The 26,579-nt window shown below is 38.1% G+C and carries 29 protein-coding genes; 27 read left to right on the forward strand and 2 right to left on the reverse strand.

Going from position 1 to position 26,579, the window contains the following annotated elements; translation table 11 throughout:
* Window positions 1-109 precede the first annotated feature (109 nt).
* From nadA to IBX42_RS06320, 17 genes are all read left to right on the forward strand, one after another.
* Entirely contained in the window at window positions 110-1,108 is a 999-nt protein-coding gene (gene nadA, locus IBX42_RS06240) for a quinolinate synthase NadA (protein ID WP_294930431.1), read from the forward strand.
* Window positions 1,105-1,920, forward strand: a complete 816-nt coding sequence (gene nadC / locus IBX42_RS06245; protein WP_294930511.1) for a carboxylating nicotinate-nucleotide diphosphorylase — start codon at window positions 1,105-1,107, stop codon at window positions 1,918-1,920. Before nadA ends, nadC begins: the two co-directional genes overlap by 4 nt.
* Window positions 1,921-1,931: 11 nt before the next feature.
* Window positions 1,932-2,984 carry a flagellar biosynthesis protein FlhB gene (gene flhB / locus IBX42_RS06250; RefSeq protein WP_294930434.1) on the forward strand — a complete coding sequence of 351 codons (1,053 nt, stop codon included), beginning with the start codon at window positions 1,932-1,934 and terminating at the stop codon, window positions 2,982-2,984.
* Between the two features lie 27 nt (window positions 2,985-3,011).
* The gene (locus tag IBX42_RS06255) at window positions 3,012-3,950 is read left to right on the forward strand and encodes a bifunctional oligoribonuclease/PAP phosphatase NrnA (protein ID WP_294930437.1); all 939 of its coding nucleotides are present in this window, start codon (window positions 3,012-3,014) and stop codon (window positions 3,948-3,950) included.
* Between the two features lies 1 nt (window position 3,951).
* Entirely contained in the window at window positions 3,952-5,322 is a 1,371-nt protein-coding gene (locus IBX42_RS06260; protein ID WP_294930440.1) for a M23 family metallopeptidase, read from the forward strand.
* A 196-nt stretch (window positions 5,323-5,518) separates the two neighbouring features.
* A complete protein-coding gene (lpxC, locus tag IBX42_RS06265) occupies window positions 5,519-6,403 on the forward strand; it encodes a UDP-3-O-acyl-N-acetylglucosamine deacetylase (RefSeq protein WP_294930443.1) in 885 nt (294 codons plus the stop codon).
* Window positions 6,396-6,857 carry a hypothetical protein gene (locus tag IBX42_RS06270; protein WP_294930446.1) on the forward strand — a complete coding sequence of 154 codons (462 nt, stop codon included), beginning with the start codon at window positions 6,396-6,398 and terminating at the stop codon, window positions 6,855-6,857. The genes lpxC and IBX42_RS06270 overlap by 8 nt, the downstream gene beginning before the upstream one ends.
* A 7-nt stretch (window positions 6,858-6,864) precedes the next feature.
* A complete protein-coding gene (gene thrB, locus IBX42_RS06275) occupies window positions 6,865-7,746 on the forward strand; it encodes a homoserine kinase (protein WP_294930449.1) in 882 nt (293 codons plus the stop codon).
* Between the two features lie 291 nt (window positions 7,747-8,037).
* Window positions 8,038-10,674, forward strand: a complete 2,637-nt coding sequence (gene infB / locus IBX42_RS06280; protein ID WP_294930453.1) for a translation initiation factor IF-2 — start codon at window positions 8,038-8,040, stop codon at window positions 10,672-10,674.
* A gap of 137 nt (window positions 10,675-10,811) precedes the next feature.
* Complete coding sequence (gene rbfA, locus IBX42_RS06285; RefSeq protein WP_294930456.1) at window positions 10,812-11,162, forward strand: 30S ribosome-binding factor RbfA; 351 nt, start codon at window positions 10,812-10,814, stop codon at window positions 11,160-11,162.
* A gap of 12 nt (window positions 11,163-11,174) precedes the next feature.
* Window positions 11,175-11,624, forward strand: a complete 450-nt coding sequence (locus IBX42_RS06290; protein ID WP_294930459.1) for a ribosome maturation factor — start codon at window positions 11,175-11,177, stop codon at window positions 11,622-11,624.
* Window positions 11,625-11,641: 17 nt separating this feature from the next.
* Complete coding sequence (gene ribD, locus IBX42_RS06295) at window positions 11,642-12,643, forward strand: bifunctional diaminohydroxyphosphoribosylaminopyrimidine deaminase/5-amino-6-(5-phosphoribosylamino)uracil reductase RibD (RefSeq protein ID WP_294930462.1); 1,002 nt, start codon at window positions 11,642-11,644, stop codon at window positions 12,641-12,643.
* Window position 12,644: 1 nt separating this feature from the next.
* Window positions 12,645-13,355 (forward strand): bifunctional demethylmenaquinone methyltransferase/2-methoxy-6-polyprenyl-1,4-benzoquinol methylase UbiE, encoded by a 711-nt coding sequence (ubiE, locus tag IBX42_RS06300; RefSeq protein ID WP_294930465.1) that lies wholly within the window; start codon window positions 12,645-12,647, stop codon window positions 13,353-13,355.
* A 10-nt stretch (window positions 13,356-13,365) separates the two neighbouring features.
* Window positions 13,366-14,616: an exodeoxyribonuclease VII large subunit gene (gene xseA, locus IBX42_RS06305; RefSeq protein WP_294930468.1), complete on the forward strand. Its 1,251-nt coding sequence runs from the start codon at window positions 13,366-13,368 to the stop codon at window positions 14,614-14,616.
* Window positions 14,617-14,624: 8 nt separating this feature from the next.
* Window positions 14,625-15,221 (forward strand): FmdE family protein, encoded by a 597-nt coding sequence (locus IBX42_RS06310; protein WP_294930471.1) that lies wholly within the window; start codon window positions 14,625-14,627, stop codon window positions 15,219-15,221.
* A 156-nt stretch (window positions 15,222-15,377) separates the two neighbouring features.
* Window positions 15,378-15,779 carry a hypothetical protein gene (locus tag IBX42_RS06315; protein WP_294930473.1) on the forward strand — a complete coding sequence of 134 codons (402 nt, stop codon included), beginning with the start codon at window positions 15,378-15,380 and terminating at the stop codon, window positions 15,777-15,779.
* A gap of 19 nt (window positions 15,780-15,798) precedes the next feature.
* The gene (locus IBX42_RS06320; protein ID WP_294930476.1) at window positions 15,799-16,272 is read left to right on the forward strand and encodes a methylated-DNA--[protein]-cysteine S-methyltransferase; all 474 of its coding nucleotides are present in this window, start codon (window positions 15,799-15,801) and stop codon (window positions 16,270-16,272) included.
* A gap of 5 nt (window positions 16,273-16,277) precedes the next feature.
* On the opposite strand, the gene sppA is transcribed toward IBX42_RS06320, so the two are convergent.
* Both sppA and IBX42_RS06330 read right to left on the reverse strand, forming a co-directional pair.
* The gene (gene sppA / locus IBX42_RS06325) at window positions 16,278-17,147 is read right to left on the reverse strand and encodes a signal peptide peptidase SppA (protein WP_294930479.1); all 870 of its coding nucleotides are present in this window, start codon (window positions 17,145-17,147) and stop codon (window positions 16,278-16,280) included.
* Entirely contained in the window at window positions 17,147-18,367 is a 1,221-nt protein-coding gene (locus IBX42_RS06330) for a metal-dependent hydrolase (RefSeq protein ID WP_294930482.1), read from the reverse strand. Before IBX42_RS06330 ends, sppA begins: the two co-directional genes overlap by 1 nt.
* 94 nt (window positions 18,368-18,461) lie before the next feature.
* On the opposite strand from IBX42_RS06330, the gene aroQ reads away from it, so the two are divergent.
* From aroQ to mnmA, 10 genes are all read left to right on the forward strand, one after another.
* Entirely contained in the window at window positions 18,462-18,923 is a 462-nt protein-coding gene (aroQ, locus tag IBX42_RS06335; protein WP_294930485.1) for a type II 3-dehydroquinate dehydratase, read from the forward strand.
* Window positions 18,924-18,954: 31 nt separating this feature from the next.
* Window positions 18,955-19,443 (forward strand): 2-amino-4-hydroxy-6-hydroxymethyldihydropteridine diphosphokinase, encoded by a 489-nt coding sequence (folK, locus tag IBX42_RS06340; protein ID WP_294930488.1) that lies wholly within the window; start codon window positions 18,955-18,957, stop codon window positions 19,441-19,443.
* Complete coding sequence (flhF, locus tag IBX42_RS06345; protein ID WP_294930491.1) at window positions 19,440-20,714, forward strand: flagellar biosynthesis protein FlhF; 1,275 nt, start codon at window positions 19,440-19,442, stop codon at window positions 20,712-20,714. The genes folK and flhF overlap by 4 nt, the downstream gene beginning before the upstream one ends.
* On the forward strand, window positions 20,711-21,586 hold the full coding sequence (locus IBX42_RS06350) for a P-loop NTPase (protein WP_294930494.1): 876 nt from the start codon (window positions 20,711-20,713) through the stop codon (window positions 21,584-21,586). The genes flhF and IBX42_RS06350 overlap by 4 nt, the downstream gene beginning before the upstream one ends.
* A gap of 69 nt (window positions 21,587-21,655) precedes the next feature.
* Window positions 21,656-21,940, forward strand: a complete 285-nt coding sequence (locus tag IBX42_RS06355) for a hypothetical protein (protein ID WP_294930497.1) — start codon at window positions 21,656-21,658, stop codon at window positions 21,938-21,940.
* A complete protein-coding gene (locus tag IBX42_RS06360; protein WP_294930500.1) occupies window positions 21,937-22,620 on the forward strand; it encodes an RNA polymerase sigma factor FliA in 684 nt (227 codons plus the stop codon). The genes IBX42_RS06355 and IBX42_RS06360 overlap by 4 nt, the downstream gene beginning before the upstream one ends.
* A 1-nt stretch (window position 22,621) precedes the next feature.
* On the forward strand, window positions 22,622-23,758 hold the full coding sequence (gene fliM, locus IBX42_RS06365; protein WP_294930503.1) for a flagellar motor switch protein FliM: 1,137 nt from the start codon (window positions 22,622-22,624) through the stop codon (window positions 23,756-23,758).
* Window positions 23,751-24,611, forward strand: coding sequence for a flagellar motor switch protein FliY (gene fliY, locus IBX42_RS06370; protein ID WP_294930505.1), 861 nt, complete (start codon window positions 23,751-23,753; stop codon window positions 24,609-24,611). The genes fliM and fliY overlap by 8 nt, the downstream gene beginning before the upstream one ends.
* 20 nt (window positions 24,612-24,631) lie before the next feature.
* Window positions 24,632-25,402 carry a TIGR00730 family Rossman fold protein gene (locus tag IBX42_RS06375; RefSeq protein WP_294930508.1) on the forward strand — a complete coding sequence of 257 codons (771 nt, stop codon included), beginning with the start codon at window positions 24,632-24,634 and terminating at the stop codon, window positions 25,400-25,402.
* A gap of 17 nt (window positions 25,403-25,419) precedes the next feature.
* Window positions 25,420-26,445: a tRNA 2-thiouridine(34) synthase MnmA gene (gene mnmA / locus IBX42_RS06380; protein ID WP_294930514.1), complete on the forward strand. Its 1,026-nt coding sequence runs from the start codon at window positions 25,420-25,422 to the stop codon at window positions 26,443-26,445.
* Window positions 26,446-26,579 lie beyond the last annotated feature (134 nt).

Below are 26,579 nucleotides of genomic sequence, written 5' to 3' on the forward strand. Positions count from 1 at the left end.
GTAAAAATTTACACCATTTTACTTTATCTATGATTACAAGCATATAAATTTATATGCCAAATAATATTTTTGCTATAATAGCGCCACTATAAAATGATGAGGATTTTTTTTGAAACTTACAAATGAAGAGCTAAGAGAGAAGATAAATGAGTATAAAAAGAAGCTAAGCGTAACGGTTGTTGCGCACTTCTACCAAAGAGATGAAGTTTTTGAGATGGGTGATATCACTGGGGACTCTCTGGAACTTGCTATAAAAACAAAAGAGGATAAATCGGATTATGTCGTATTTTGCGGTGTCGGATTTATGGGGCAGAGCGTAAAAGTTTTATCGCCAAACAAGAGAGTTGTTATGCCAAAAGCAGCATGTTGCGCTATGGCTACGATGATTGATGGCATGCAGTTTGATGTATCGGTAAAAGCGCTTAATGAAGCGGGAATTAAAAATGAAAATATATTGCCTATAACCTATATAAATTCCAATGCCGAGGTAAAAGCCAAAGTCGCAAAGATGGGTGGCATGGTCTGTACAAGTTCAAATGCGAAAAAAATTATAACAAATGCGCTTGAAGAGGGTAAGAAGATACTTTTTGTGCCGGATAGATGCTTGGGGCAAAATATCGCAAATCAGATGGGGTTAAAATCTTGCGTAATCGGAGACGGGACAAACCTCGCTGAAGCAGACATCATCTGTTTTAACGGTTTTTGTTCGGTTCATCAGCTCTTTAGCGTAGATGATATCAACTTTTACCGTAAAAAATATCCCGGTATTTTGATAGTCGTTCATCCTGAGTGTGATCCTGCAATCTGCAATGCAGCCGATTTTGTAGGTTCGACTTCGCAGATTATAAAGTACATTAAAGAGTTGCCGGAGGAGCAAAAAGTAGCGGTTGGAACCGAGTTTAACCTAGTCAACCGTTTACGCAAAAAAAACACTTATGTCCTCTCATCTACAAAGCCTGAGTGTCCGACCATGAATGAGACAACTCTGCAGGATTTGTACGACATACTAAAATCGATTGACGAGGGTGCTCCGCTCAATGAGATACTTGTAGATGAAGAGACGCAAAAATGGGCGAAAATCGCCTTAGAGAGAATGTTGGCACTATGATGGAGGAGTTTGTAAAAGCTTCATTGGAGCAGGATGTAGGTCGCGGAGATCTCTATGCTCTGGTTGAGCCTAGTATAAGCGCAACTGCAAGAATCATTGCCAAAAGTGACGGTATTGCGGCAGGGGAGGAGTACATAAACATTTTGGCTAAACTTGAAGATTTTGAAATCAGCTGGAATGTTCATGACGGCGAGAGCTTCTCTAGGGGCGATATTTTGGCAAATATTAGCGGAACTTCACATGTGCTCTTAAAGATTGAGAGAACTTTTTTAAACATGCTGCTACATGCAAGTTCAATCGCAACTTTGACTAAGAAGTATGCAGATATACTCCAGCCTTACGGAGTTAAGCTTTTAGACACCAGAAAAACAAGGCCGCTTCTGAGAGTTTTTGAAAAGTATGCAACTCGCTGCGGCGGAGCGGTAAATCATAGAATGGGACTTGATGATTCTCTGATGATTAAAGACACGCACCTAAAAACTATTGATGATTTGAAAATATATATAAAAAAAGCAAGAAACAAAATCCCTTTTACTGCAAAAATAGAGGTAGAAGCAGAGAGTTTTGAGATGGCAAAAGAGGCTTTTGAAGCTGGTGCCGACATTGTTATGTGTGACAACATGACGCCTGAGGAGATTTGCGAGGTTGTAAAATACAGAGATGAAAACTTTGCACATGTACTGCTTGAAGCCAGCGGAAATATATCTCTGCAAACCATAGAGTCTTACGCCAAAACAGGTGTTGATGCAATCAGCAGCGGTTCGCTTATCCACCAAGCAAACTGGATCGATTTATCAATGAAAATGGATTAAAAAATTAATTCATGGCTGATGATCAGGAAAAAACCGAAGAACCCACTTCCAAGAAGATAGAAGACGCCAGAAAAGAGGGGAATGTTCCAAAGTCGCAAGATGCGTCGGGGGTTATGACTCTTTTTATTGCAATACTCGCTTTTTTGCTTCTTTTTCCATATATGAGCGCGCATATGCTTGCTCTCTCCAAATACTACTTTTCACTTCTAGGCATGCCTCTTGATAGAGCTTTAATGGTAGATATCGCTATTGTGACCATAAAAGAGTTTCTCCTTATTGTTATGCCTCTTACGATTTCGGTTGCTATTGCGGGTGTAGTAGCGGCTATTGCTCAGTTTGGGTTCTTATTTACTACAAAAGCAATTACTCCTGATTTTAAAAAAATAGACCCAATAAAGGGGACAAAAAATCTTTTTTCAATGAAAAAAATCATTGAAGGCATCAAGATAACATTTAAATCTTTTACGACCCTGGGCATCGGTTTTGTTTTTTTCTTCCTTTTTATAACAGAACTTCCTACCGTCGCACTCTTTGGGTTGGGCGACCAGATGATATGGCTTAGAGACAAGGCTATAGTTATCGCATTTGTGATGCTTTTTATTATTTTTGTATTTGCGATTATTGACATAATAATTGTGAGAAAGCAGTACTTTGACGGACTTAAAATGAGCAAACAAGAGATTAAGGATGAGATGAAAAACATGGATGGAGATCCGCTCATAAAAGCAAAAATCCGCCAGATTCAGATGCAGGCATCAAGAAAGAGAATGATGTCCGAGGTTCCTCATGCTGATGTCGTTATAACAAACCCGACACACTATGCAGTTGCCATCAAGTACGACGAGCAGAAGTCGCATGCGCCAATAGTCGTGGCAAAAGGGATGGACAATATAGCGTTGCAGATTAAAAAAATAGCCAGAGAAAACAGTGTTCATATTGTTCAAAATCCTCCTTTGGCAAGAAGTTTGTATGCGCAGGTTGATTTAGACAGACCTATACCGAGTGAGCTCTTCGCGGCTGTAGCAGAAGTGCTTGCCTATGTTTACAAAATGAATAAGAAGTAGTATACAATTCTCAAAAAGATATATAAATTGAATGAAATTTTAGAAAAAATTCAAAAAGCCGAGCATATTGTTCTTATCTCACATGTGAATCCTGATGCGGACTCTCTTGGGAGCGCGAGTGCCATGTACACTTTCTTGCTTCAAAATCATAAAAAAGTATCTTGGTTTTGTGAGACTCTTGTGTTAAACCAAAAGTTATCTTTTTTGCCGTGGTTTGAAACAATTAAGTCTGTGTTTCCTAACTCTGCAGATTTGGTAATTTCGCTTGATTGTGCCTCCAAAGAACGCTTAGGTGTACGGGTAGAGTGTGAGTTGATCAACATTGACCACCATGCTACTAACACAAATTTCGGCGATTTAAATTTTGTACAACCTGCGTTCATAAGTACAACGGCAATTTTATATGACTTTTTTAAAGCAAACAACGCCAGGATAAACAAAAAAATGGCAACTTCTATATATGCAGGAATACTAGACGATTCAGATGCTTTTTTGTCCCAAAGTGTCGATGGTACGACATTTGCTGCAGTTTGTGAATTGATAGAATTGGGTGCAGACTTTCAACTTTGCAACAAAAAAGTTATAAAAAGCGTCTCACTGGCTGCTCTTAGATTGAAGTCTCTCATGTTTAAAAACATGACGCTAGAACAGGATGCAAGGGTTGCACTCTTTTGTGTGCGCAACGAGGAGATGAGAGCGAGCGGTGCAGTTGCGCAGGATTGCGAATTACCGCTTGAAGAGTCTTTGTATCTTCCACATGTTGAAGTTGCTTTGTTGCTTAGAGAGCAGGGTAATTTAAAGATAAAGTGTTCGCTTCGCTCCAACTCGTCTGTAGATGTCGGCAAAATTGCCGCTCTTTTTGGCGGCGGCGGACATGTGAGCAGAGCAGGTTTTGAGACTTATGAGAAGCTCTCTTTAGATGAAGTAAAAATTAAAATATTAGATTTAATAAAAAAGGAGTTATAGCTTGAGAAGAAGAAAAGAAAAAGGATCTTCAGCACTGCTGCTAGGTATTTTGGCGGTAGTCGTAGGTGTTGGTCTATATGTATACAATTCGGAGATGTTTGAGAGAGAAGTTCCTGTAATTTCAATGAAAAACAGTGGGTACTGGAATCTTAAAAACCCGCTTGAGATAAAAATGGATGACAGTAGCGGTCTAAAATCGTATAGAGTGACGCTTGTTACAAAATCAGAAGAGACGCTTCTTTATCATGAACAGTTTTTAACTCCAAAACAGTCTCTGAATGTTAGTGTTGAGCCTCCAAAAAGTGCTTACGCAATGAGCGAAGATGAGATTAAAATAGTTGTTGAAGCAGAGGATTCAAGCAAGTGGAATTTTTTAAAAGGAAACATTGCTATAAGTGAATTTAAGCTCAAAATTGATAAAAAAAGACCTGTTTTAGGCACAATCGCAAACTCCTATAAGATAAAAAAAGGGGGCGCAGCACTTGTAGTTTTCAAAGCTGAAGATGAAAACCTAAAAGAGCTCTATATTCAGACAAATTTTGATAAAAAATTTAAAGCACAGCCTTTTTATAAAGAGGGATACTATATCTCACTTTTAGCATGGCCTGTTACAGAATCGACATTTAAAGCTACCATAATCGCAAAAGACAAAGCTGATAACATCTCACGAGTCAATGTTCCCCTCTTTTTAAAAGACGCGACCTACAGAGTTTCAAATATAAAGATAAGCGAGAGTTTTTTAAAAGGAAAAATCGCCGAACTTGCCCAAGAGTTTGTCCAGACACAAGGTATTACTGACTCTATAGAGCAGTTTAAAATCATAAACGAAGATATAAGAGTTAAAAATGAAGAGCTCATTCATGAGATAACGTCAAAAGTTTCAAGTGAGATGATTGATGATTTTAGAATGAACAAGATGTATCCTCTTAAAAATGGTGCCGTGGTTGCTCATTTTGGAGATCATAGACTCTACTCTTACAACGGGGAAAAAATCAGTGAGTCATACCATTTGGGTCTTGATCTTGCTAGTAATGCTATGGCGGAGATTAAGCCGCAAAACGGCGGCGATGTGGTTTTTACAGGATATAACGGACTTTACGGCAATATGCCTATAATCTCTCATGGATTAGGGCTTTATACGCTTTATGGACACTGCTCAAGCGTTAATGTCAACATGGATGATAAAGTAAAAAGCAATTCACACATAGCAAATACCGGAAAAAGCGGTTATGCAATGGGAGATCATCTCCATTTTGGCATTTTAATCCAAGGAATAGAGGTTCGTCCTGCAGAGTGGATGGATGATACATGGATAAAATTAAATATAAATGACGTTATTAATAACGCGAAGAGCATTATAGATAAGAAGTAACTGACCCTATAGTTCTCGAAAAACTTGTTTTTCGTAGCTTCTAGGTATGCTAACCAATGGCATACTCCATGACAAGGGGGTTGTAGGGACTTTAGTCTCTGCCACTAAAACGGACGTGTTCGTTTTAGTGCGTAACATCAGTAAAAAAGTAAATTTAGTGTACAATTTGTACTAAAGTAAGAGATAGGAACATGAGATGTACCAAACAACTATAAAAAAGAGTGTTGAACTTGTCGGAATAGGTCTTCATAAGGGTTCTGCGGTTAAATTGAGACTTGAGCCTTTGGAGTCAAACAGCGGTTTGATATTTTATCGAAGTGATGTGGATGTAGCAATTCCTCTTATCCCTGATAATGTTGTTGATACGAAAATGGCTACTGTCATCGGAAAAGACGGCTATGTTATCTCTACAATAGAGCATATGCTCTCTGCCGTCTACGCTTATGGAATTGATAATCTAAGAATTATTGTAGATGCCGACGAGATTCCGGTTATGGACGGAAGCAGTGCAAGTTTTTGTATGCTTTTGGATGAAGCCGGCATAGTTCAGCTAGATGTTCCTAAAAAAGTGATGAGAATCAAAAAAGAGGTAATAGTTCAAGAGGGGGATAAGTATGTCAAGCTCTCTCCTTCGCCCGATTTGAAATACGGTTTTACCATTAAATTCCCTCATCCGGTAATTCAGAAGCAGGAGTATATTTTAAACTTTACCAAGCAGAACTACAAGGATGAGATTTCGCGCGCTAGAACATTTGGTTTTTTGCATGAGGTTCAGTATCTACGTTCAAAAGGTCTTGCTCTTGGCGGTTCTTTAGAAAATGCTGTCGTACTGGATGAGAAAAAGGTTCTAAATCCTGAGGGGCTTAGGTTCCCTGATGAGTTTGTAAGACATAAAATACTTGATGCAATCGGCGATATGGCACTAATCGGCATGAACTTTGTAGGCAACTATGAGGCAATGGCAGGCAGTCATGACCTTAATCATAAATTGACACTTGAGCTTTTAAAAGATGCGCAAAACTATGAAGTCATTGAGCTTGTGGGCGAAAAAACGCTGGAGTTAGAAAAAGCGTATGCATAAGAGCGTTGATTTAGTTTTTATAACTCTGTGCTCTCCTATTCAAATTGGAATATATGAAGATGCAAAACTGATTAGAACAGTTCAAAGCGATGAAAAAAGCTCTGAAGTTTTGCCTACTATTTTTAAAAATTTATCGATAGAGTACAACATAAAAGGACTCTATTATGCAAATGGACCCGGCAGTTTTATGGCTATAAAAATTGCATATATTTTTTTAAAATCTATGAGTGTACTAAAAAATATACCTCTTTTTGCAACAGATGCATTTTATTTTAATAAAAACCAACCAATCAAAGCGATTGGAAAGCTATATTTTGTTAAAATTTCATCAGAAATAAAAACTCAAAAATTAGAAACGGCACCGGAGGCGAATTTTATGCTTCCAAATGTGCTTGAGTATAACGAGTTTAGTACAGCTGCGTCCCCTCTTTACGCTATAGGGGCAGTTGGATAGGAAAAAAGTGACAGTAAGTGTACCGGCAACAAGTGCGAACCTCGGACCTGGATTTGACTCTTTGGGTTTAGCAGTCAATTTGCGAAACGTGGTTGAGTTTCATCCATCAAAATTTTTTAGTGTCAGTATAAAAGGCGAGGGTGAAAACAATCCTAAGTTAAAAGGCAACAACCTGTTTGTAAGTATCTTCAATGAACACTACAACAGACTTACCAAAAAGCGTCAAAGCTTTAAATTTACGTTTTACAATCAGATACCTATGTCAAGAGGCCTTGGCAGCTCTTCGGCAGTAATTGTGAGTGCGATTGCAAGCGCGCATGAAGCAGCGGGAATAAACGTCTCAAAAAGAAGAATACTCAATCATGCTTTAGTTTATGAGTCTCATCCGGACAATATTACTCCGGCGGTTATGGGTGGTTTTAATGCTGCGACCGTGGAGAAGGGAAAGGTCTTTTCGCAAAAAAAGCATCTCCCGGACTACATAAAAGCGGTTGTGGTCATTCCAAATAAACAGATGAATACCGCAAGAGCAAGAATGCTACTTCCAAAATCATACTCTAAAGAGAACGCTATCTATAATCTCTCCCATACGGCGCTTAGCGTTGCCGCTTTTTTTAATGAGGATTGGGAGATTTTAAAGCTTGCTTCTCAGGATAGGTTTCATCAAAAAGCAAGAATGAAAACTTTACCGGAACTCTTTGGTGTCCAAAAAATAGCCTATGAGAGCGGTGCGTTAATGAGTACTCTCTCGGGTAGCGGCTCAACATTTTTTTCGATGGTATACGATGAAGATTCCGTTGCGATTGCAAACAAGCTGAGTCAAAAATTTCCGGAATTTGTTGTAAAGATACTGGATTTTGATAATGATGGACTTATTGTAGAAAAATAGGTTAGTTTATATCTTCTTACTAAATCAAGGAACTTTTGGATATAATGGCGAAAAAATTTACCCAACCTCTTAGGATGTGTATCTCTTGTAGGCAAAGAGATGCACAGACTAATCTTATAAGACTTCAGTGCATAGATTCACAACTTAGTCTTTTTAGAGGGAGCGGCAGAAGTTTTTATATATGCAAAATTTGTCTTGAAGATAACAAGAAAGTATTAAAAGCGCTTATGCGGCAATGCAAGAGCGGTGATAGAGACAAACTTGCCAAAACACTAAAGGAGATCATCACTGATGACAGAAAAAGTTAGAGTACATGAAGTTGCAAAAGAGCTAGGGATAACTTCAAAAGATGTTGTTAAAAAGGCCTCAGATATGGGTCTTGACGTAAAGTCGGCAAATAGCTCGGTTACCATGCAAGAAGCAGAAAGTTTAATGAACTATATTATGAGCGGCGAGCATGCAGAAGCACCAAAACTAGAAACTGATACAGCTGTTAAAACAACCGGTGATACTCAAAAAAAAGAAGAAACTCCTCAGGAAGAAACTCCAAAATCTGAAGATAAAAAACCTGATGCCAAGCAGGGTGAAAGCGCTAAAAAAGAAGTTACTGCAAAAAAAGATGAGACTACTCAGAAAAAAGCAGAGACAAAAGAGGAAAACTTAGAAATAGAAGCTAGCGATAAGACTCAAAAAGAATCTCAAAGCCCTATAGCTGCAGAAGAGCCTAAGAAGATGCAGATTAAAAAATCAGGTCTTACAATCGTTAAAAAGAGAAAACTGCCTCAAGAGATTGAAGAAACAGAGGCATTTGCTCAAACCTCAAGACAAAAAAATACAGTATCTACATATGGCAAAATGAGTGCAGATGTTTTAGAAGAGCTGGCAAAAAAGAAAAAAATAAAACAAGCTGCCGGAGCTAAAAAACAGGAACAGGGTATAAAAATTGATATTTTTGGCGGTTCACTAAGTGAAGTTTCTATGGATATGGACGATCAGGTTGTTCTGCTTGATTTAAATGCTACAGAGAGACGCGAAATTGTAGAAGAGCCTAGAAAACCTAAGCCTCCAAAACCTATTGGAAGAAATGCAAATAAAAAAGCCGCTCCTAGGGGCAGAAAAGTTTCTCGTGATAAGAGAAAAAAATATGCAAAAGATAAGCCGGAAGATTTAATAGTAACACATGTTGAAATACCTGAAGATATCCGTGTTTATGAATTTGCAGAAAAGATTAATCATACAATTTCTGATGTTATAAAAGTTCTCTTTAATCTTGGTTTGATGATGACTAAAAATGACTTTTTAGGAAGTGACGAGATTGAGATTTTATCTGAAGAGTTCGGCGTTGAAGTAACTATTGTAGATCCAAAAGATGCTTTTAACTACGAAGAAGATATGGCGCAAGATTCTGATGAAAACAGTACAAAGAGACCTCCTGTAATTACAATCATGGGGCATGTTGACCACGGTAAAACTTCACTTTTAGATGCAATTAGAAAAGCAAAAGTCACAGAAGATGAGGCAGGTGGTATCACGCAGCATATCGGTGCATATACGATTGAGCAAAATGGAGAGGCCATAACTTTTATAGATACTCCAGGTCACGCGGCGTTTTCTCAAATGCGTCAAAGAGGTACTGATGTTACGGACATTATCGTAATAGTTGTAGCAGCTGATGATGGTGTTAAACCTCAAACCCAAGAGGTTATAAAACTGGCTAAAGAGTCCGGCGTACCTGTGATAGTCGCACTTAACAAGATGGACAAAGAGAGTGCAAACCCAGACATGGTAAAAGGTCAGATGGCAGAGCGCGGTCTTAGCCCTGTTGATTGGGGCGGAGATATAGAGTTTGTTCCAGTATCTGCAAAATCAGGAATGGGAATAGATGAACTCCTTGAAAACATCCTTCTAACTGCTGAAGTTTTAGAGCTAAAAGCAAATGAAAATGCTATGGCAAAAGCTGCTGTTGTTGAGTCATCACTTGAAAAAGGGCGTGGACCGGTTGCAACGGTAATTGTGCAAAACGGAACGCTCAGAGTCGGCGATTACGTTGTTTGCGGTAGCTCATATGGGCGTGTTAAAGCTCTGATAGATGAAAATAAAAAACAGATTAAAGAGTTAAAGCCAAGTCATACGGCAGTAGTTGTCGGGTTGAATGAAGTTCCATCTTCGGGTGAAGTTATGATGGCTATGGATAGTGACAAAGAGGCAAGAGAGTATGCTCAAAAACGTCACGAATATGATAGAAATAAAGAGCTTTCTCATAGTACTAAATCTACTTTAGAAGATATGACAAGTATGATTGCCGAGGGAAGATTGAAGTCTCTTAAAGTTGTTCTTAAAACAGATGTTCACGGTTCATTAGAAGCGATTAGAAGTTCACTAAACGAGCTTAGAAATGAGGAAGTTAAAATAAATATTATCTCATCAGGCGTCGGCGGAATTACTGAAAATGACGTTGAGCTTGTTGCAAACAGTGAAAACTGTGTATTGCTTGGATTTAATGTTCGTCCGACGGGAAGTGTTAAAGCACTTGCTAAACAGAAAAATGTAGATATTAAAACATACTCGATTATCTACCAGCTTCTTGATGATATGACGGGTATGTTAACCGGCATGATGGCGCCTAAGTTCTCGGAGATAAATACCGGTCAAGCAGAGGTTAGAGATACATTTAAAGCGCCTAAAGGTATGGTTGCAGGATGTGTTGTTGTTGATGGTAAACTTATTCGCGGAGGACTTGTTCGTGTTATACGCGATGGAGTTGTTATACATGAGGGCGAACTTACATCTCTTAAGCGTTTCAAAGATGATGTCGAAGAGATAGGCAACGGTTATGAGTGTGGTGTTATGATTAAGGGTTATGATGATGTTATAGTCGGAGACGTAATTGAGACATTCAAAAAAATTGAGCAAAAAGTATCATTATAGAAGGCATTATAATGAATAAAATCCATTATAATGGCAGGGACACAATGTCCCTACAACCCCCTTGCCATGGAGTATGCCATTGGCTAGCATACCTAAAAGCTATAAAAAACAAGTTTTTTAAGATTGGAGTTTAGATTATGACCGAAGCCCAAATAAAATTAAAGAGAACTGAGTCGCTTCTTCTTGAACTGATTCCCGAAGCTATTGGTTCTTTGAACGACAAGAGGCTGCATGAGCTTAATATTATAGATATAAAGTGTTCGCGAGGAAGAAGTGATGCAAAAGTCTATATAGATCCTGCCTCTTTCAGTGTGCAGGAGAAGAGCGATTTTTTAAAATTATTAAAAAATGCAAGACCTATTATCGAGACATTTTGTATGAAAGAGCAGGGCTGGTTTCGCTCTCCTAGCCTTACATTTGAGTTTGATGAACAGTTGAAAAAAGTTCAAAATATTGAAGAGTTATTTAAAAAAATTGCTAAAGAGTAGGCGAGTGCATTTATGAGTTTAGAAAAAGATATAGAATCGTTTGTAAAATCGGTAGGATTGGAACTCTATGACATCTCTATTGTCAATGATGGCGAGGATTCGATCTACAGAATCAGTGTTATCTCAAACGAGATAGAAAATAATAAAAGAAAAAATGTCTCTTTAGATGATTGTGTTAACTTAACGCATCTAATTTCACCTCTTCTAGATGTTGCACCGCCTGTTTCAGGGGATTATAGACTTGAAGTCGGTAGTCCGGGAATTGAGAGAAAAGTTACAACAATCAAACAATTTGGACTCTGCGTAGGAGAAAAAGTTGCTATTTCATTAAAATCAAAAGAGAAGCTCAAAGGAACTCTGCTTAAAGTTGAGGGTTCAAAGATTTTCTTAGATGTTGATGGTGAAGAGGTTACAGTTGATTTTTCTGAAATTTCAAAAGCGAAAACCTACTTTGAATGGTAATAGACACACAGTTTTACATGAAGTTGGCCTTAGATGAGGCATGGAAGTATCAGGGTTTAACATACCCAAATCCTGCAGTCGGCTGCACTATTGTATCTCAAGAGGGTGCAATTTTAGCAATCGAAGCTCACAAATATGCAGGTGCGCCTCATGCTGAAGTCGAAGCGTTAAAATCGGCATATTTCAGACTAACAAACGATTCAAAAATTTTAGACCTTCATGAATCATACCAAATCCATACATATCTTTTGCAAAACCACGACAACTGCTTTGGGGGCACGACTCTTTTTACAACTCTTGAGCCATGCTCACATGTCGGAAAAACTCCATCATGTGCATCTCTTATCTCTAAACTTGGCATAAAAAAGCTTTTTATAGGTTCAATTGATTCCAATATAGAAGCTTCAGGCGGAGCAGAGATTGTAGCAAGCGCGGGTATTGATGTAGAGAGAGCTGTTTTAGCAAAAGAGTGCGGCGCGCTTTTGGAGCCTTTTAATCTATGGAGAAAAGAGAATTTTGTCTTTTTTAAATGGGCGCAGAGATTAAACGGCACGACTGATGGCGGTATTATCAGTTCTGCTAAATCAAGGGCTTTGGTTCATGCCATGAGAGATGTTTGTGATCTGCTGGTCATCGGAGGCAACACCGTTAGAGTAGATAGACCCACACTTGATGCCAGATTGGTTGAGGGCAGAGCTCCCGATATTTTGATATACTCAAAGAGCAGAGAGTTTGACAAAACAATCCCGCTCTTCAGTGTTAAGGACAGAAAAGTGATAATAAGCGACAATTTTTCACTTTTAAAAAACTATAAAAATATTATGATTGAGGGCGGAGAAAAAATGTTTGAACTCTCAAGGGAAGTGACAAACAGTTATCTCTGTTTTCTATCGCCCTCTATTGGCGGAAATAACAATTTTACAAGCATTAGCGAGAAGTTGGAAATTTTAAATATACAAAAAGATGAGCAAGATATAATTATGTGGATTAAGCAAGCAGATAACGGGGGAGACAAGTAGAATGGAAAAGCAGGAAAAAATCGTATCGATGTTTGACAATATCGCATCTACATACGACACGGCTAACCGTGTTATGAGCATGGGAGTCGATAAGAGCTGGAGACGAAAGGCATGTGATTTGGCTTACGGCTTTTATGCAAAAGAGTCTATCGATAAGATTGTCGACGTTGCTTGCGGAACCGGCGACATGATGGATTTTTGGAAAAAAAGATCAGAGGTAAACGGTATAGCGATTGGCGAGATACTCGGAGTAGACCCATCTAATGGGATGGTAAATGTGGCAAGAGAGAAGTTTCCTAAATTTAACTACCATATAGCAAAAGCTACAGAGATTCCGCTTGATGATGAGAGTGCCGATATTTTAAGCATTACATACGGTATAAGAAATGTTGTTGAGAGAGAAGCAGCACTTAAAGAGTTTAACAGGGTTTTAAAAGATGGCGGGCTTGTAGTTATTTTAGAGTTTATGAAAAATGAAAACCCTTCGCTTCTTGGAAAAATAAGAGATTTTTATATGAATAAAATCCTGCCAAAAGTGGGCGGTTTTATCTCCAAAAATCTAGAAGCGTATGAGTATCTTCCAAATTCAATAGGCGATTTCTCAACGGTTGAAAATATGCAAAAAGAGCTTATTGAAGCAGGTTTTGAGATCGTCTATACAAAGAGTTTTTCGATGGATATCTCAACACTTTTAATTGCAAGAAAAAAATAGGCAGCAGAGTTTGCAAACACTAAGTGTCTCTTCTTTAAACGAGCAGATTAAAGCAGTTTTAGAGAGCACCTTCTCCAGAGTATTGGTAGAGGGTGAACTCTCCCGCGTAACAATTCACAACAGCGGACATATCTACTTCACGCTAAAAGATGCATCATCATCAATAAAAGCGGTTATGTTTAAGGGAAATGCCTCAAAGTTGAAGTTTGAACTTCAAGAGGGGTTAAAGGTTATCCTTGATGGAGCCATTACGCTTTACAAACCGCGCGGAGAGTACCAGATAAACTGCTTTAGCATTCAGCCCTCAGGTCATGGGGCTTTGGCTCTGGCGTATGAACAGCTGAAAAACAAACTCGCTTCGCAGGGCTACTTCGATGCCGAAAGAAAAAAAACTCTCCCAAAATTTCCAAAAAAAATTGCTCTCATCACCTCTGCAACGGGGGCTGCTCTGCAGGATATGCTCAGAGTTGCACAAAACAGATATAGAGTTTTAGAGATAGATATCTATGATGTTTTGGTTCAGGGTGAAAATGCAGCTCCTGCTATACTTAAGGCTCTTTGTTTAGCCGATACCAAAGGGTATGATATTATCGTGGTTGGACGAGGCGGCGGAAGCATGGAGGATCTGTGGGCATTTAACGAAGAGAGTGTAGCAGATGCAATTTTTAAGGCAAAAACAGCTGTAGTCTCTGCTGTCGGGCATGAGATAGACTGGGTAATAAGCGATTTTGTGGCAGATTTAAGGGCACCTACTCCAAGTGCGGCTATGGAGATGATACTGCCTGATACCAATGAGCTGTATCAATATATAGACTCTGTTGAGTTGCAATATATTCAACTGCTTAAACAGAAGATTTACAATGCTAAACAGGAGTTGACACATTTGATAAACTTATATTCAGGGCACTCAATCGAGAAGAAGATAAGCCAAAAAATCGAGGATGTAAAACAGTTACAAACCTCCTATAATCAAACTATTTCGTTTAAAATGCAGAGCTTCTCCAAAGAGATTGAATCCATTAAGATAAGATTTCCTCATGTCATAGATAGCAGAATCAATATTGCTCAAAATCAAGTGACAACAATGCAAAAAATGCTAGAATCGAACAATCCAAAGTTAAAAAGCAAAAAAGGTTTTGTTCAGATTTCTAAAGATGCCAAAGTTATTGACATTGCTTCTTTAGAGGTTGATGAAGTTTTTGATTTAATGAGTGATAGTGTAGCAGTGAGCGCAAAAGTGCTTGAAAAAAGAGATACATAGGGGTTTATATGAAATATCCAGAGTTTTTTGATACTATAGATACAATTAAAGTTGTCGATCCGTTGGCTAATATTTTAGGTGCATTTGAAAAGGGCATCTATGAGTTTAACTATCTTGAGATTGTCAAAGCGTCAGGTCATAGTTGTCCTACTGTAGCGGGTGCTTACATAACAGCATATGCGGGGCTAAAAGCTCTCTATCCAAATGGACCGGCGGTAAGAGGCGAGATAAAAGTTGAGTTTAAAGAGTCGCTTGAAGATGGTGTGGCAGGCGTTATAAGCAATGTCATCTCTCAAATAACAGGAGCTACTGACAAGAGTGGCTTTAAAGGTTTAGGTGGTAAATTTGCACGTCACTCTTTGATGCATTTTGATGCAAAGATTAGTTCAGCTGTAAGATTTACAAGAGTGGATAACGGCAAAAGCGTAGAGGTCTATTATGATCCTTCATTAGTCGGAGGAAGTCCGAAAATGCAACAGCTTATGCAAAAAATGATGGGCGGCATGGCAAATGAGGCAGAGATTAAAGAGTTTGGCGAGCTTTGGCAAGATAGAGTAAAAAGAATTTTTGACAATATGCCAACTGTCGTTAAGGTTATGATTTAAGGTCTGTAATTTTTTTGTAATCGTACTATGATATACTTTCTGTACAAACAAAAGAGGAGTCAAAATGACTCTTTCTTGCCACAAGGCAAAGCTTTAGTGACTGAATATGATTTGGACTTTGTTCAAATCATATGAGATTTAATGGTAGGAGTAGTTATGGCATATTTTGACAACGTCAAAGTTGGAGACGCCGTTTATGGGCTAGTGTTTGGTTCGGGTAAGGTGTCTCAACTCTTTGACAACAGTCACTACAAAATAATGGTAAACTTTGAAAATGATTATGAGGTTCCATATACTGAGGATGGAATTCCGGGATGGGGAAGCTTTAGTAAGCAGACGCTATTTTATAAAAACGACATAGATTTGACCGATGTCGATTTTTCTCCCGTTTCTAAAATACTCTCCGTTAAAAAAATCATAAAACTAAAAGAGAAGAAAAAGCTTCAAGTAAGACTTCCCTCTGGCATCTGGAAGAGCGTAAAAAAAGCAGAACCTGCATATGTAGAGGATCTTTTAGAGAGAGAAAAATATCATATGTTTAGAAAAAAACCCAAATAAAAGAGAAATAAAACTCTGTATGAAAATAGCTCAATATAGCCGTATAATCTATACACCAATAGGTCAAATGATTGCAATCTCAAGCCAGAGCGCAATTGTCTCATTTGACTTTTTACAAGAGGGCAAAACATATCAAACTACCAACGCTTCACATCCTCTTTTACTTAGGCTAGAAGAGGAAATTGGCGAGTACTTTGCAGGGAAGAGAAAAGAATTTAGCTTGCCGCTCTCTCTAAGCGCAACAGAGTTTCAAAAGGGTGTTTGGAATACACTTCTCAAGATACCCTACGGCAAAACAATCTCATACGCACAAGAGGCTAAAATATTTGGCAATCCAAAAGCCACAAGAGCGGTTGCAAATGCCAACGGCAAAAATCCAATCTCGATTATCATACCATGTCACCGCGCTATAGCATCAAATGGAAGCATCGGTGGATACACGGGAGGAGTGTGGAGAAAAGAGTTTTTACTCTCTTTAGAGAGAGCAAAATAGTATTTTTATTTCATGATTAGAGGCGGAAAATATGTGTGTAGAGTGACTGCCGTTTGCGCTGAGAGTTTTTTCATAAGCTTGTCAAATCTATCCTCTTTGTTCCAGAGCGGATCGCTTACTCCGCTTAGCAGTGCCAGCCTGTTTTTAGCGTCATATTCGACACCGATACTATCAATTAAACCCACATCTTTGGCTTGTTTGGACGTAAAGATGTGCGCATTTGCAAATGTGTCTCTTTTTTTAATATCTAGACCTCTGGCATTTGCCACATCGGCAGTAAAGAGGTCATAAGTTCCCTGTATGACTTTGTTCAACTCATTTATCTCATAATCTGTCCACTGTCTATCGGATGCACCCACCTTTTTATATTTTCCGGCTTGTATACTCTGTGATTTTATGCCTACTTTGTCCATGAGCTCACTAACGTCAGCCCCTTGCATAATAACACCTATGCTTCCGACCATTGAGCCCGGGTTTGCGACTATCTCATTTGCCCAGATGCTTGCATAGTAGCTTCCGCTCGCTATTGTTCCGCTGGCATAAACAATAACCGGTTTTTTCTCTTTTGCTCTTTTTATGGCATAGGCAACTTCGATAGATGGTGCAACTGCTCCGCCCGGCGAGTCAACATTAAGCAAAATGCCCTTTACGAACTTGTTAGAAGCTGCTTCATCTATCTGATTTACGATTTCTGAAACCTCCATAACAGGACCTACAAGATATATCTGCTCAAGATTGTGCGGCTTTAAGTCCTCTTTGCTTTGCGGTGCAAATATCCAAAAAAGTAGAAGCAAAAAGAGCATAGCTTTGAAATGCTCTTGGATAAATTTCATTGTGGCTAAAACCGGAGAAAATAATTTTTTAATAAACTGCATCATATACCTTTTTCTAACTTTCCGTTAATGTAAACTTTTGAGATATTATATCTATGAAGTATTAAATGGATAGCCAACTCATCGCTAGGTTCGCTATCTAAATCGAGTACTATCATGTCGGCATTTTTGCCCTCTGCTATCTCGCCGCTATTTATTCCAAGAGCATCTGCCGCGTCTTTTGTTACGCTCTTTATAAGATTTTTTGCCAGCTCTAAAAGAGGCATATTTGAGTGCATAAAAAGGGCACATTTCATCTCCTCAAAGAGGTCAAGTTTATAGTTTGAACTGAGTCCGTCCGTTGCGCATATCCATCTGATGTTATGTTTTTGTAGTTTTTGCAGATCAAGCGCACCGTTGCCAAGAAGTCTGTTTGAAATCGGGCAGTGTATAACTGTATGTCTGTTTGAAGAGAGGGTTTGAAACTCCTCTTCGTTTGCTTTTACAACATGTGTTAAGAGCGTTTCATATCCATTAAAATATTCCAAAAATTCACTTGAACTGCTAACGGAACTCTTCTGTTTTAACAAATTTTCAAAAAAATCTTTAAAATCTCCTTCGTTTTTGTCAAGCCACTCTCTCTCAGCGGAGCTCTCCATGAAGTGAGCGCTGAGTTTAAGCTTCTCATTTTTTACGATTTGAAGTGCTTTTTTGATTAAAATCGGATGCACGGAGTAGGGCGAATGTATGGCAACTGCAGGGTAAAATCCCTCTCTTTTAACGCTCTTTGAAGCATCAAGGCGTGCTAGAAAATCTCCAAAAAGAGCGTCTGCCATCGTTGCTTGCGAGCCGATGAGTTCATTGAAAAAAACAACATTTTGAGCTGCATTTGCACAAACATTTAAATCCATTCCATGTGAACTTATTGCGCCAAAAGTAGTGATTCCAGCCTCCAGCATGGAGTTGATTGCCTTTGCCATGCAGGCATCGTCACAACCGTTTATGAGCTCATCACGGTTTTCAATGACGCTGTATAGCCAAGGAACAAAGTCTCCATAAGAGAGTTTTGTTTTGTTCGCGCTAAACTCTACATGTACATGTGCATTGATAAGTCCCGGCATCAAAAGAGAGTTTTTTTTAAGCTTTATTACATCTGCATCTCTAAACTCTTTTTTTAGCTCTTCAAGCGGAGCTATCTTTTTAATGGTTGTATCAAATGCTACCGACATGCCCAAGAGCAGAGTGTCAGGCGTTAATATATAATCCGGAGTTATTATCTGCATATTTTATCTTTTTGGCTAAATTTAAAATAGATTATGCTTAATTTAGATAGAATAACTCCTTAAAAAGCGTAATTATTAAACAAAAAGGCAGAAGATGAAGATAGTAGTGATTCAAGGACCAAACTTAAATATGTTGGGTGTTAGAGAGCAGCAGGTTTATGGGTCAATGAAATTAGAGCAGATACATGCTCAGATGAAAGATTTTGCAAGCCAAAGCGGGTTAGAGATAGAGTTTTTTCAAAGCAATTTAGAGGGTGAGATTGTAGATAAAATTCAAGAGTGTTATGGAGATGCAGACGGTATAATTATTAATCCTGCGGCATATACTCACACATCTATAGCGATTCGTGACGCTATTTCGGCTGTAAGTCTTCCTACTATTGAGGTTCATATTAGCAATATTCATCGCCGTGAAGAGTTTAGAAAACAAAATATGGTTGCTGCTGTTTGTACATCGTCTGTTGTAGGATTCGGTCCTTTTGGATATCACCTTGCAATGGTTGGAATGATACAGATTATGAACGAGATAAAAGCAGTTCAAGAGATGCAAAAATAACAGTCTCAGGCTGCTCAGGAAAACTGATTTTATGTATATAAAGCGTAAAATAAGCAAGGAGTTGCAGACCTTTAAAAATTTACGCGACAGCTACAAAAATAGTCCAAATAACTCGCACCGCTATATTGCTACCGTAGGATTGGGCGGAAATATCGGTGATGTCAAAAGAAGATTGGTTCATCTGTATAATTATCTCAAAAAAGATAGACAGGTAAGCCTTTTGAAGACATCGCTGATTTTGAAAAATCCTCCTTTTGGTTTTACTAATCAAGATGATTTTTTTAATGCGGTTATGATGCTTAAAACCAGTATGCAACCTAAGTCTTTTTTGGATTATTTAATGAGATTAGAGAAAAAATTTGCGCGCAAAAGAAGTTTCGCAAATGCTCCAAGGACATTAGATTTGGATATAATTTTTTTTGACAACAGAGTAGTGAAGACGCAAAAACTTCAAATACCGCATGCCAAGTGGTTTGAGCGAGAGAGCGTATTAATACCATTGATGGATATACAGAGATGAAGATTTTAACTTTTACCGGAAGAACACCCTCAGAAGCATTGAAAAAAGCGAAGATGGATGTTAACTATAGTCAAATGCTTCATATAGATACTAAAGAGATTCAGAAAAAATCATTGGGCAGAGAGCCTATTTATGAGATAATTATGGGAATCGAGAGTGACTCTGCGGCGCATGCCACATACCAAAAAACAAAATCTTCACAAAAAGATGAGAGACCTCTTACTCAAAAGAGTGCAGATGTTTTGTATGACATCTCCTACGCAGCAAGGCAGATATCCAAGATTGCGGATGTAAAAGAGCCTCTCCATGAACACCAAGAGAGTAGATCTCAGATGCTGTTTGAACCTAAAGAGCTCAAAGAGATAAAGTCTGAAATTGTAAAACTCGGCGATAAGGTCAAGGTTATTCAAAATATGTTTTGGGATGAAAAAGCTCCCAACCTTGAGAGCCATATCCCATCTGAGTTTGCAGAGATTTACCGTCTGGCTTCTCAAAGCGGCATGAATCGGGATCATCTTGACGCTATTATGAGAATGACGCTTGAGCATATGCCCTTTAGAATGAGAGAGAGTTCGGCAACCGTAAAAAGATATTTTCAGACTGTTCTTAGAAAAATGGTGCCAATCAGACTAGAGAGCACCCCTTCTATAGGAAATAAAAAAGTCATTATGCTCGTCGGTCCTACGGGTGTCGGTAAAACTACATCGGTAGCAAAATTGGCGGCAAGATACTCCTATCTCATGCAAAAGAAGTATAAAGTAGGGTTGGTTGTGCTTGATACTTACCGCATAGGTGCGGTTGAGCAGCTTATGCAGTACGCTAGAATGATGAAGTTAGGAATTGAAACCGTTGTTGATCCTATAGATTTTGCAAGTGCGCTCGATTCACTAAGATATTGCGACTATATCCTTATAGACACAATGGGCTCAAGTCCTTATGACAGAACAAAAATAGAGAAAATCTATGAGTGTCTTGATGGAAACGATGTCAAATATAACATCAATGTAGTTTTAGTAATGCCAAGTTCTATAAAGTACGAGGATTTAAAAGCTACTTATGACAATTTTTCAACGCTAAAAGTTGACACTTTGATGTTTACAAAGTTAGATGAAACAAGAGGTTTTGGCAATATATTTTCTCTCGCCTATGAGACAAAAAAACCTATAAGCTACTTCTCTGTTGGACAGGAAGTGCCTGAAGATTTAGTCTGCGCAAGCAGTGATTTTCTAGTAGAGTGTTTGTTAAACGGCTTTAACAGGAGCAAGGCATGATAGGACATCAGGCTCAAAAGTTAGAAGAGCTTATCTCTTCGTCGTCTGCTAAGAAGTCTAAAAAAACACGCTTTATTGCAGTTACAAGCGGAAAAGGCGGAGTCGGAAAAAGTACAATCAGCTCAAACCTTGCCTATGTTCTTTCTCAAAACGGCTTAAATGTCGGTATTTTCGATGCAGATATAGGTCTTGCAAATTTGGATGTTATGTTTAATGTTAAAATTAAGAAAAATATCCTACATGTACTCAAAGGCGAAGCAACCGTTTCGGATATTTTAATCCCTATTACCAGAAATCTTATACTTATCCCAGGAGAGAGCGGCGATGAGATTTTGAAATACTCCGATAAAGCTCTTTTTGAGAGATTTATGAGCGAGGCTGAAGTCTTGGATAAACTCGATGTTATGATAATTGATACGGGAGCCGGAATAGGAGAGCATATAAGAATGTTCTTGGATGTCGCAGATGACGTTATAGTTGTCACCGTTCCCGACCCGGCTGCAATAACAGATGCGTATGCGACCATAAAAACAATAGCAACTTTTAGAGATGATATAAATCTCATCATGAACCAAGTAAAGAGCGAGAGAGAGGCAGTTGCGGTATATGAGAAGATTAAAAAAGTCGCATCGGCAAATATAGGGGGGAAACTAAACATAAAGTTGTTGGGAAAAATCAATAGCGATACTAAAGTCTCCTCTTGTGTAAAGCAGAGGGCTCTTTTTAGCGCAGTGCATGCGGGTTCGGCAGTTCATAAAGATATTCTTTTAATTGCTAACGCAATCAGTAAAAATTTGGAACGAGATGTGCTTGTTATGCCTAGTGAAAGCGGGTTATCCGGGCTTTTCAAGCGATTAGTAAAACATTTTTAAATTAAACTAGAGGCTTTTTATATGTTGGGTGAGAACTTTATATACTTTTTTACTATTCAGGGTTTTTTTATGGGAATAGTATTTGGTGTATTAAAGTCATTTGATGCGGAAGGTCTTTTAGTATATACATTTTTAATAACTACATTTTTTTATCTATTTTCCCATATAATAGTCTCACTGTACTACAAAACATCCGTTGGAAAGTTATACTTTTTTCCAAAAGAGTCGCACGAAAAAAGACTTGATATTTTTGCCAATGAGATAAACAAGAGAGAAAAAATTATAGACTCAGCCATTAAAATTACAGATATAGCAATTAGCGTAAACAGCCAAGAGAACAGGAAGAGTTCATGATTTCGGCATACACGCAAGATTTAAAACATAAAGAAGATGAGCTTGCAATTCAGTATCTGCCTGCAGTTAAAGCAATGGCTTTTAGGCTAAAAGAGAGGCTTCCAAGCTCTATTGACTGCATGGATCTCTCGGCTATAGGCACGGAAGAGCTTATAAAACTGGCAAGAAGGTATGATGAGGGTTTAAATGACTCCTTTTGGGGGTATGCCAAGAAGAGAGTGTACGGTGCTATGCTTGATTATCTAAGAAGTCTTGACATACTTAGCCGTGCCAGCAGAAAACTTGTAAAAGCGATAGATTATGCAATAGAAGAGTATAGAGTGTTGCACAATGAAGAACCGAGTGACGGGGAGTTGGCTGAGATTTTAGATGAGAGTGTAGAGAAGATACATGAAGCAAGAATAGCATCAACAATCTATACTGTTATGCCTCTTGAAGATCAGTTGCAAGTCGGAGATGAGGGCTCATCTATTGCCAATATAGAAAAAGAAGAGCTTATAGAGAATATAAAAACTGTTCTTAGTCGCTATAGTCAAAGAGAGCAGATGGTTATACAGTTTTACTATTTTGAAGAGCTAAATTTAAAAGAGATCAGCGAGATTTTGGATATTACAGAGTCTAGAATTTCTCAAATCCATAAGTCGGTTATCCATAAAATTAAAGAGAGTGTAGGAGCTTAAGATGGCAGACATACTTTCACAAGAAGAGATAGATGCGCTTTTAGATGTTGTTGATGATGAGGGAGATGATATACTTGAGGGAGATGAAGACTCTTTAATATCTCAAAGACAGGTAACTCTTTATGATTTTAAAAGACCAAACAGGGTCTCAAAAGAGCAACTTCGTGCATTTCGCGGTATCCATGACAAGATGGCTAGATCATTAGCTTCTCAAATCTCTTCTATTATGCGCTCAATCGTTGAGATACAACTTCACTCAGTTGACCAGATGACGTATGGCGAATTTTTAATGTCACTGCCAAATCCTACAAGTTTTAACGTTTTTTCTATGAAGCCTTTGGAGGGAAGTGGAGTTATCGAGATAAACCCTTCCATTGCTTTTCCTATGCTTGATCGTCTTTTGGGCGGAAAAGGCGAACCGTTTGATGCAAGCCGTGAATTTTCCGATATTGAGCTTAGCCTATTTGAGACTATTTTAAGAGTTATGATGGCAACTCTAAAAGAGGCTTGGGGACCTGTTATGGATATATTTCCAAATATTGAGTCCAAAGAGTCAAGCCCTAACGTTGTGCAGATTGTTGCTCAAAACGAAATTGTCGTCATGGTTGTTATGGAGATTATTATAGGGCAGAGTTCGGGTATGATGAACATCTGCTATCCTGTTATTGCGCTAGAGCCTGTTTTGCCAAAACTTGCCAGCAGAGATTTGATGCTTAATGAAACAAGCACAAAAAAGAGTAGAAATACAGAGCTGCATGTGCTTCTTGGTGGTGCAAAAGTAGGTCTTGAGGCAATGCTAGGAGATGCGGAGCTTTCGCTTCGAGATATTTTGGATCTGCAAAACGGAGATATACTAAGGCTAAACAATGCTGCTAATGATATAGTTACATTGTGTGTAGACGGTAAAGATAGATTTCGCGGAAAAATAGGTTTGAGGAGATTTAGAAAATCTATTCAAATCACAGAGATAATTGATACAGAAAAAGATGCAGTTAAGCGTGCTCTAGAGAATTTTGAAACAATTAGACGGGAAAAAATATCTGGTGTAAAAGATATTATATTTAATGCTGATGAAGATAAAAATGAAGATGATTATGAGTATGATAAAAAAAGTAAAAGAGGGATAGAAGATGAGTAATTTTATGAAGCTGTTTGAAGATGAAACGGTAGCAACAATAGAGGCACTGATAGGTCAGGCTCCATCACTTGAACTCAAAGAGGAGCAAGAGTTAAGCATTATATCCAACATCATACCTCCTATTGTACTTTTAAACATAAGCGTTAGCGGTGACATCGATGCTTCCGTAATGGTCGCGTTAACACCAAATCTTGTCACATCATTATCCGATATGATGATGGGCGAAGAGGCAAGCGAGAGAGAGGATGTGGGCGAAGATGATCTAGATGCGGTAAAAGAGATAGTCTCAAATATATTTGGCGCAATATCAAATACGCTCTCAGCTCAAAAAGAGCTTCCTGTATTATCTTTTTATATTGAAAAAATTGACTATATCGGAGAGAACAAGGAAGTCTCCTTAGAGAACTACAGTAAAATGTTTGTATACAATTTTAGTATAGAAAGTCTCAAATCTCTTTTTATGTTTATAATGGATGAAAATTTGCAAAATGCGATATTTAAAACAGGGAAATCTTCAAACAGTGAACAAAAATCAGACTCAAACAGCTCTGGAGATACAATGCCATCCGTTTCATTAAATAGTGAAGAGATGAACAATATATCCCTTATTATGGATGTAAAACTCCCGGTAAAGGTTAGAATCGGAAAGAAGAAGATGCTCTTAAAAGATGTATTAAATATGGATATAGGCTCTGTGATAGAGTTAAATCAACTTGCAAATGACCCGCTTGAGATACTGGTGGATGATCATGTAATTGCTGAGGGCGAAGTCGTTATAGTCGATGGAAATTTTGGGGTTCAAATCACTACAATCGGAACAAAAAGAGAGAGATTGAACCAGTTAAGATCATAGAAAAATAGAAAGTAGTTTATATGCGTAAAAAAAAAGATGATTTAACAAAAAAGTATATAAAAGAGATTAAATCAGCAGATGTTTGGAGTGTTTTTAAGATTATTGCCGACTTTGTAAAAGGCTTTGATGAGCTCGGAGAACTTGGACCGACGGTTACCATGTTTGGAAGCTCTAAAGTTAATAGCGAAAACAAATATTACAAAAAAGCACAAGAGTTATCTTCTATGCTTGCCCAAAGAGGCTTCAATATCATGACGGGTGGTGGACCTGGGGTGATGGAAGCTGCTAACAGAGGGGCATATGAACACAAAGATGTTGAATCTATCGGTCTTAATATAGATCTTCCTTTTGAACAAATTCCAAATAAGTATACGACAACGGATCTAAATTTTGACTATTTTTTCTCAAGAAAAGTGATGCTGGTCAAGTACTCTATCGGTTATGTGATTTTTCCCGGCGGGTATGGAACCCTTGATGAGCTATTTGAAGCGTTGACTCTTATACAAACCAAAAAAATCACAGGCGTAAAGATTTTTGTTGTAGGCGTGGAGTATTATAAGCCGCTTCTTGATTTTATAGAAAAAAAATTACTCAATAACGATATGATAAGCAGTGAAGATTTTAAACAGATTAGACTTACAGATGACTTGCAACACGTGGTGGATGAATTAGAAGTATCTATATTGCAACAGATTAAATTTCTTAAAGAGCATAAACTTGAAGATACGCAGTATTGCAAAATATTAGAAGAGTTCTCTAAAGATAAAAATATTGAAAAAAAGTTAAAGTAATTATGAAAAAAGAAAATATGGGTAAAAAAGTTCTTGTCGGTATGAGTGGGGGTGTGGATTCTACTATTTCTACACTGTTTCTAAAAGAGCAGGGGTATGAAGTTGAGGGACTCTATATGAAGCTTCACTCTAAACCCGGCTATCATGAGATCAATCAAGCAAGAGCGCAAAAAGCTGCGGATTTTGTCGGCATAAAACTACATGTACTTGATTTACAAGACACCTTTAACAGAGAGGTTTTTCAACCTTTTATAGACACCTATGCTGAGGGAAAAACACCAAACCCATGCGCGTTGTGCAACAGAAGTCTAAAATTTGGCGAGATGGTGAGGTTTGCGGATAAAATCGGTGCAGACTATATAGCTACGGGACACTATATAAAAACAGACGGAAAATATTTTTATGAAGCCGATGATGAGACAAAGGATCAAAGCTATTTTCTCTTTTATGTAGACAAAACTATTTTACCAAGATTACTGTTTCCGCTTGGAGATAAAAAAAAGAGTGATATAAAAAAGCTAGCCGCATCAATAGAAGGGTTAGAATCGTTTGCGTCTCAAGGCGAATCTTCAGAGATATGTTTTGTTGAGACAACCTATACCGACCTGCTTAAAGATTATGTTGAAGTAGACAAAGTAGGCGAAGTGCTTGATAGAGACGGAAATGTGGTCGGAGAGCATAGAGGCTACATGCACTACACAATCGGTAAAAGAAAGGGTTTTACGGTCAGAGGTGCGCATGATCCTCACTATGTATTAGGCATTGATGCACAAAAAAACCAAATTATTGTAGGAAAAAAAGAAGAGTTGGCTTGCCACAGCGTGGTTCTGAATAATTTGAATCTTTATACCGATGAAAAAAAGTTTGATACTACTGTTAAGTTGAGATATAGAACTAAAGCCGTTCCTTGTCATGTTGAAGTAAAAAAGAACAAAGCATACGTAACTTTAAAAGAGAGTGTATTTGGTGTAGCAACCGGACAGGCGGCAGTTTTTTATGATGGCAAAAAATTAATCGGCGGCGGTTGGATAGAGGAAAATTAAAGACAATTCTTCTTTTAAAACCTCCAAGTAAAATTCCCCCACAAACTCTCTCCCAGATTAAGAAATAAATAAGCATAACTTCCCTATAATTCCCCTCCACAAACAAAGAGACCTAAAGTTTAGGATTTAAAAAT

The sequence above is a fragment of the Sulfurimonas sp. genome (genome assembly GCF_014859695.1).
In the GTDB taxonomy this organism is placed as follows: Bacteria; Campylobacterota; Campylobacteria; order Campylobacterales; family Sulfurimonadaceae; genus Sulfurimonas.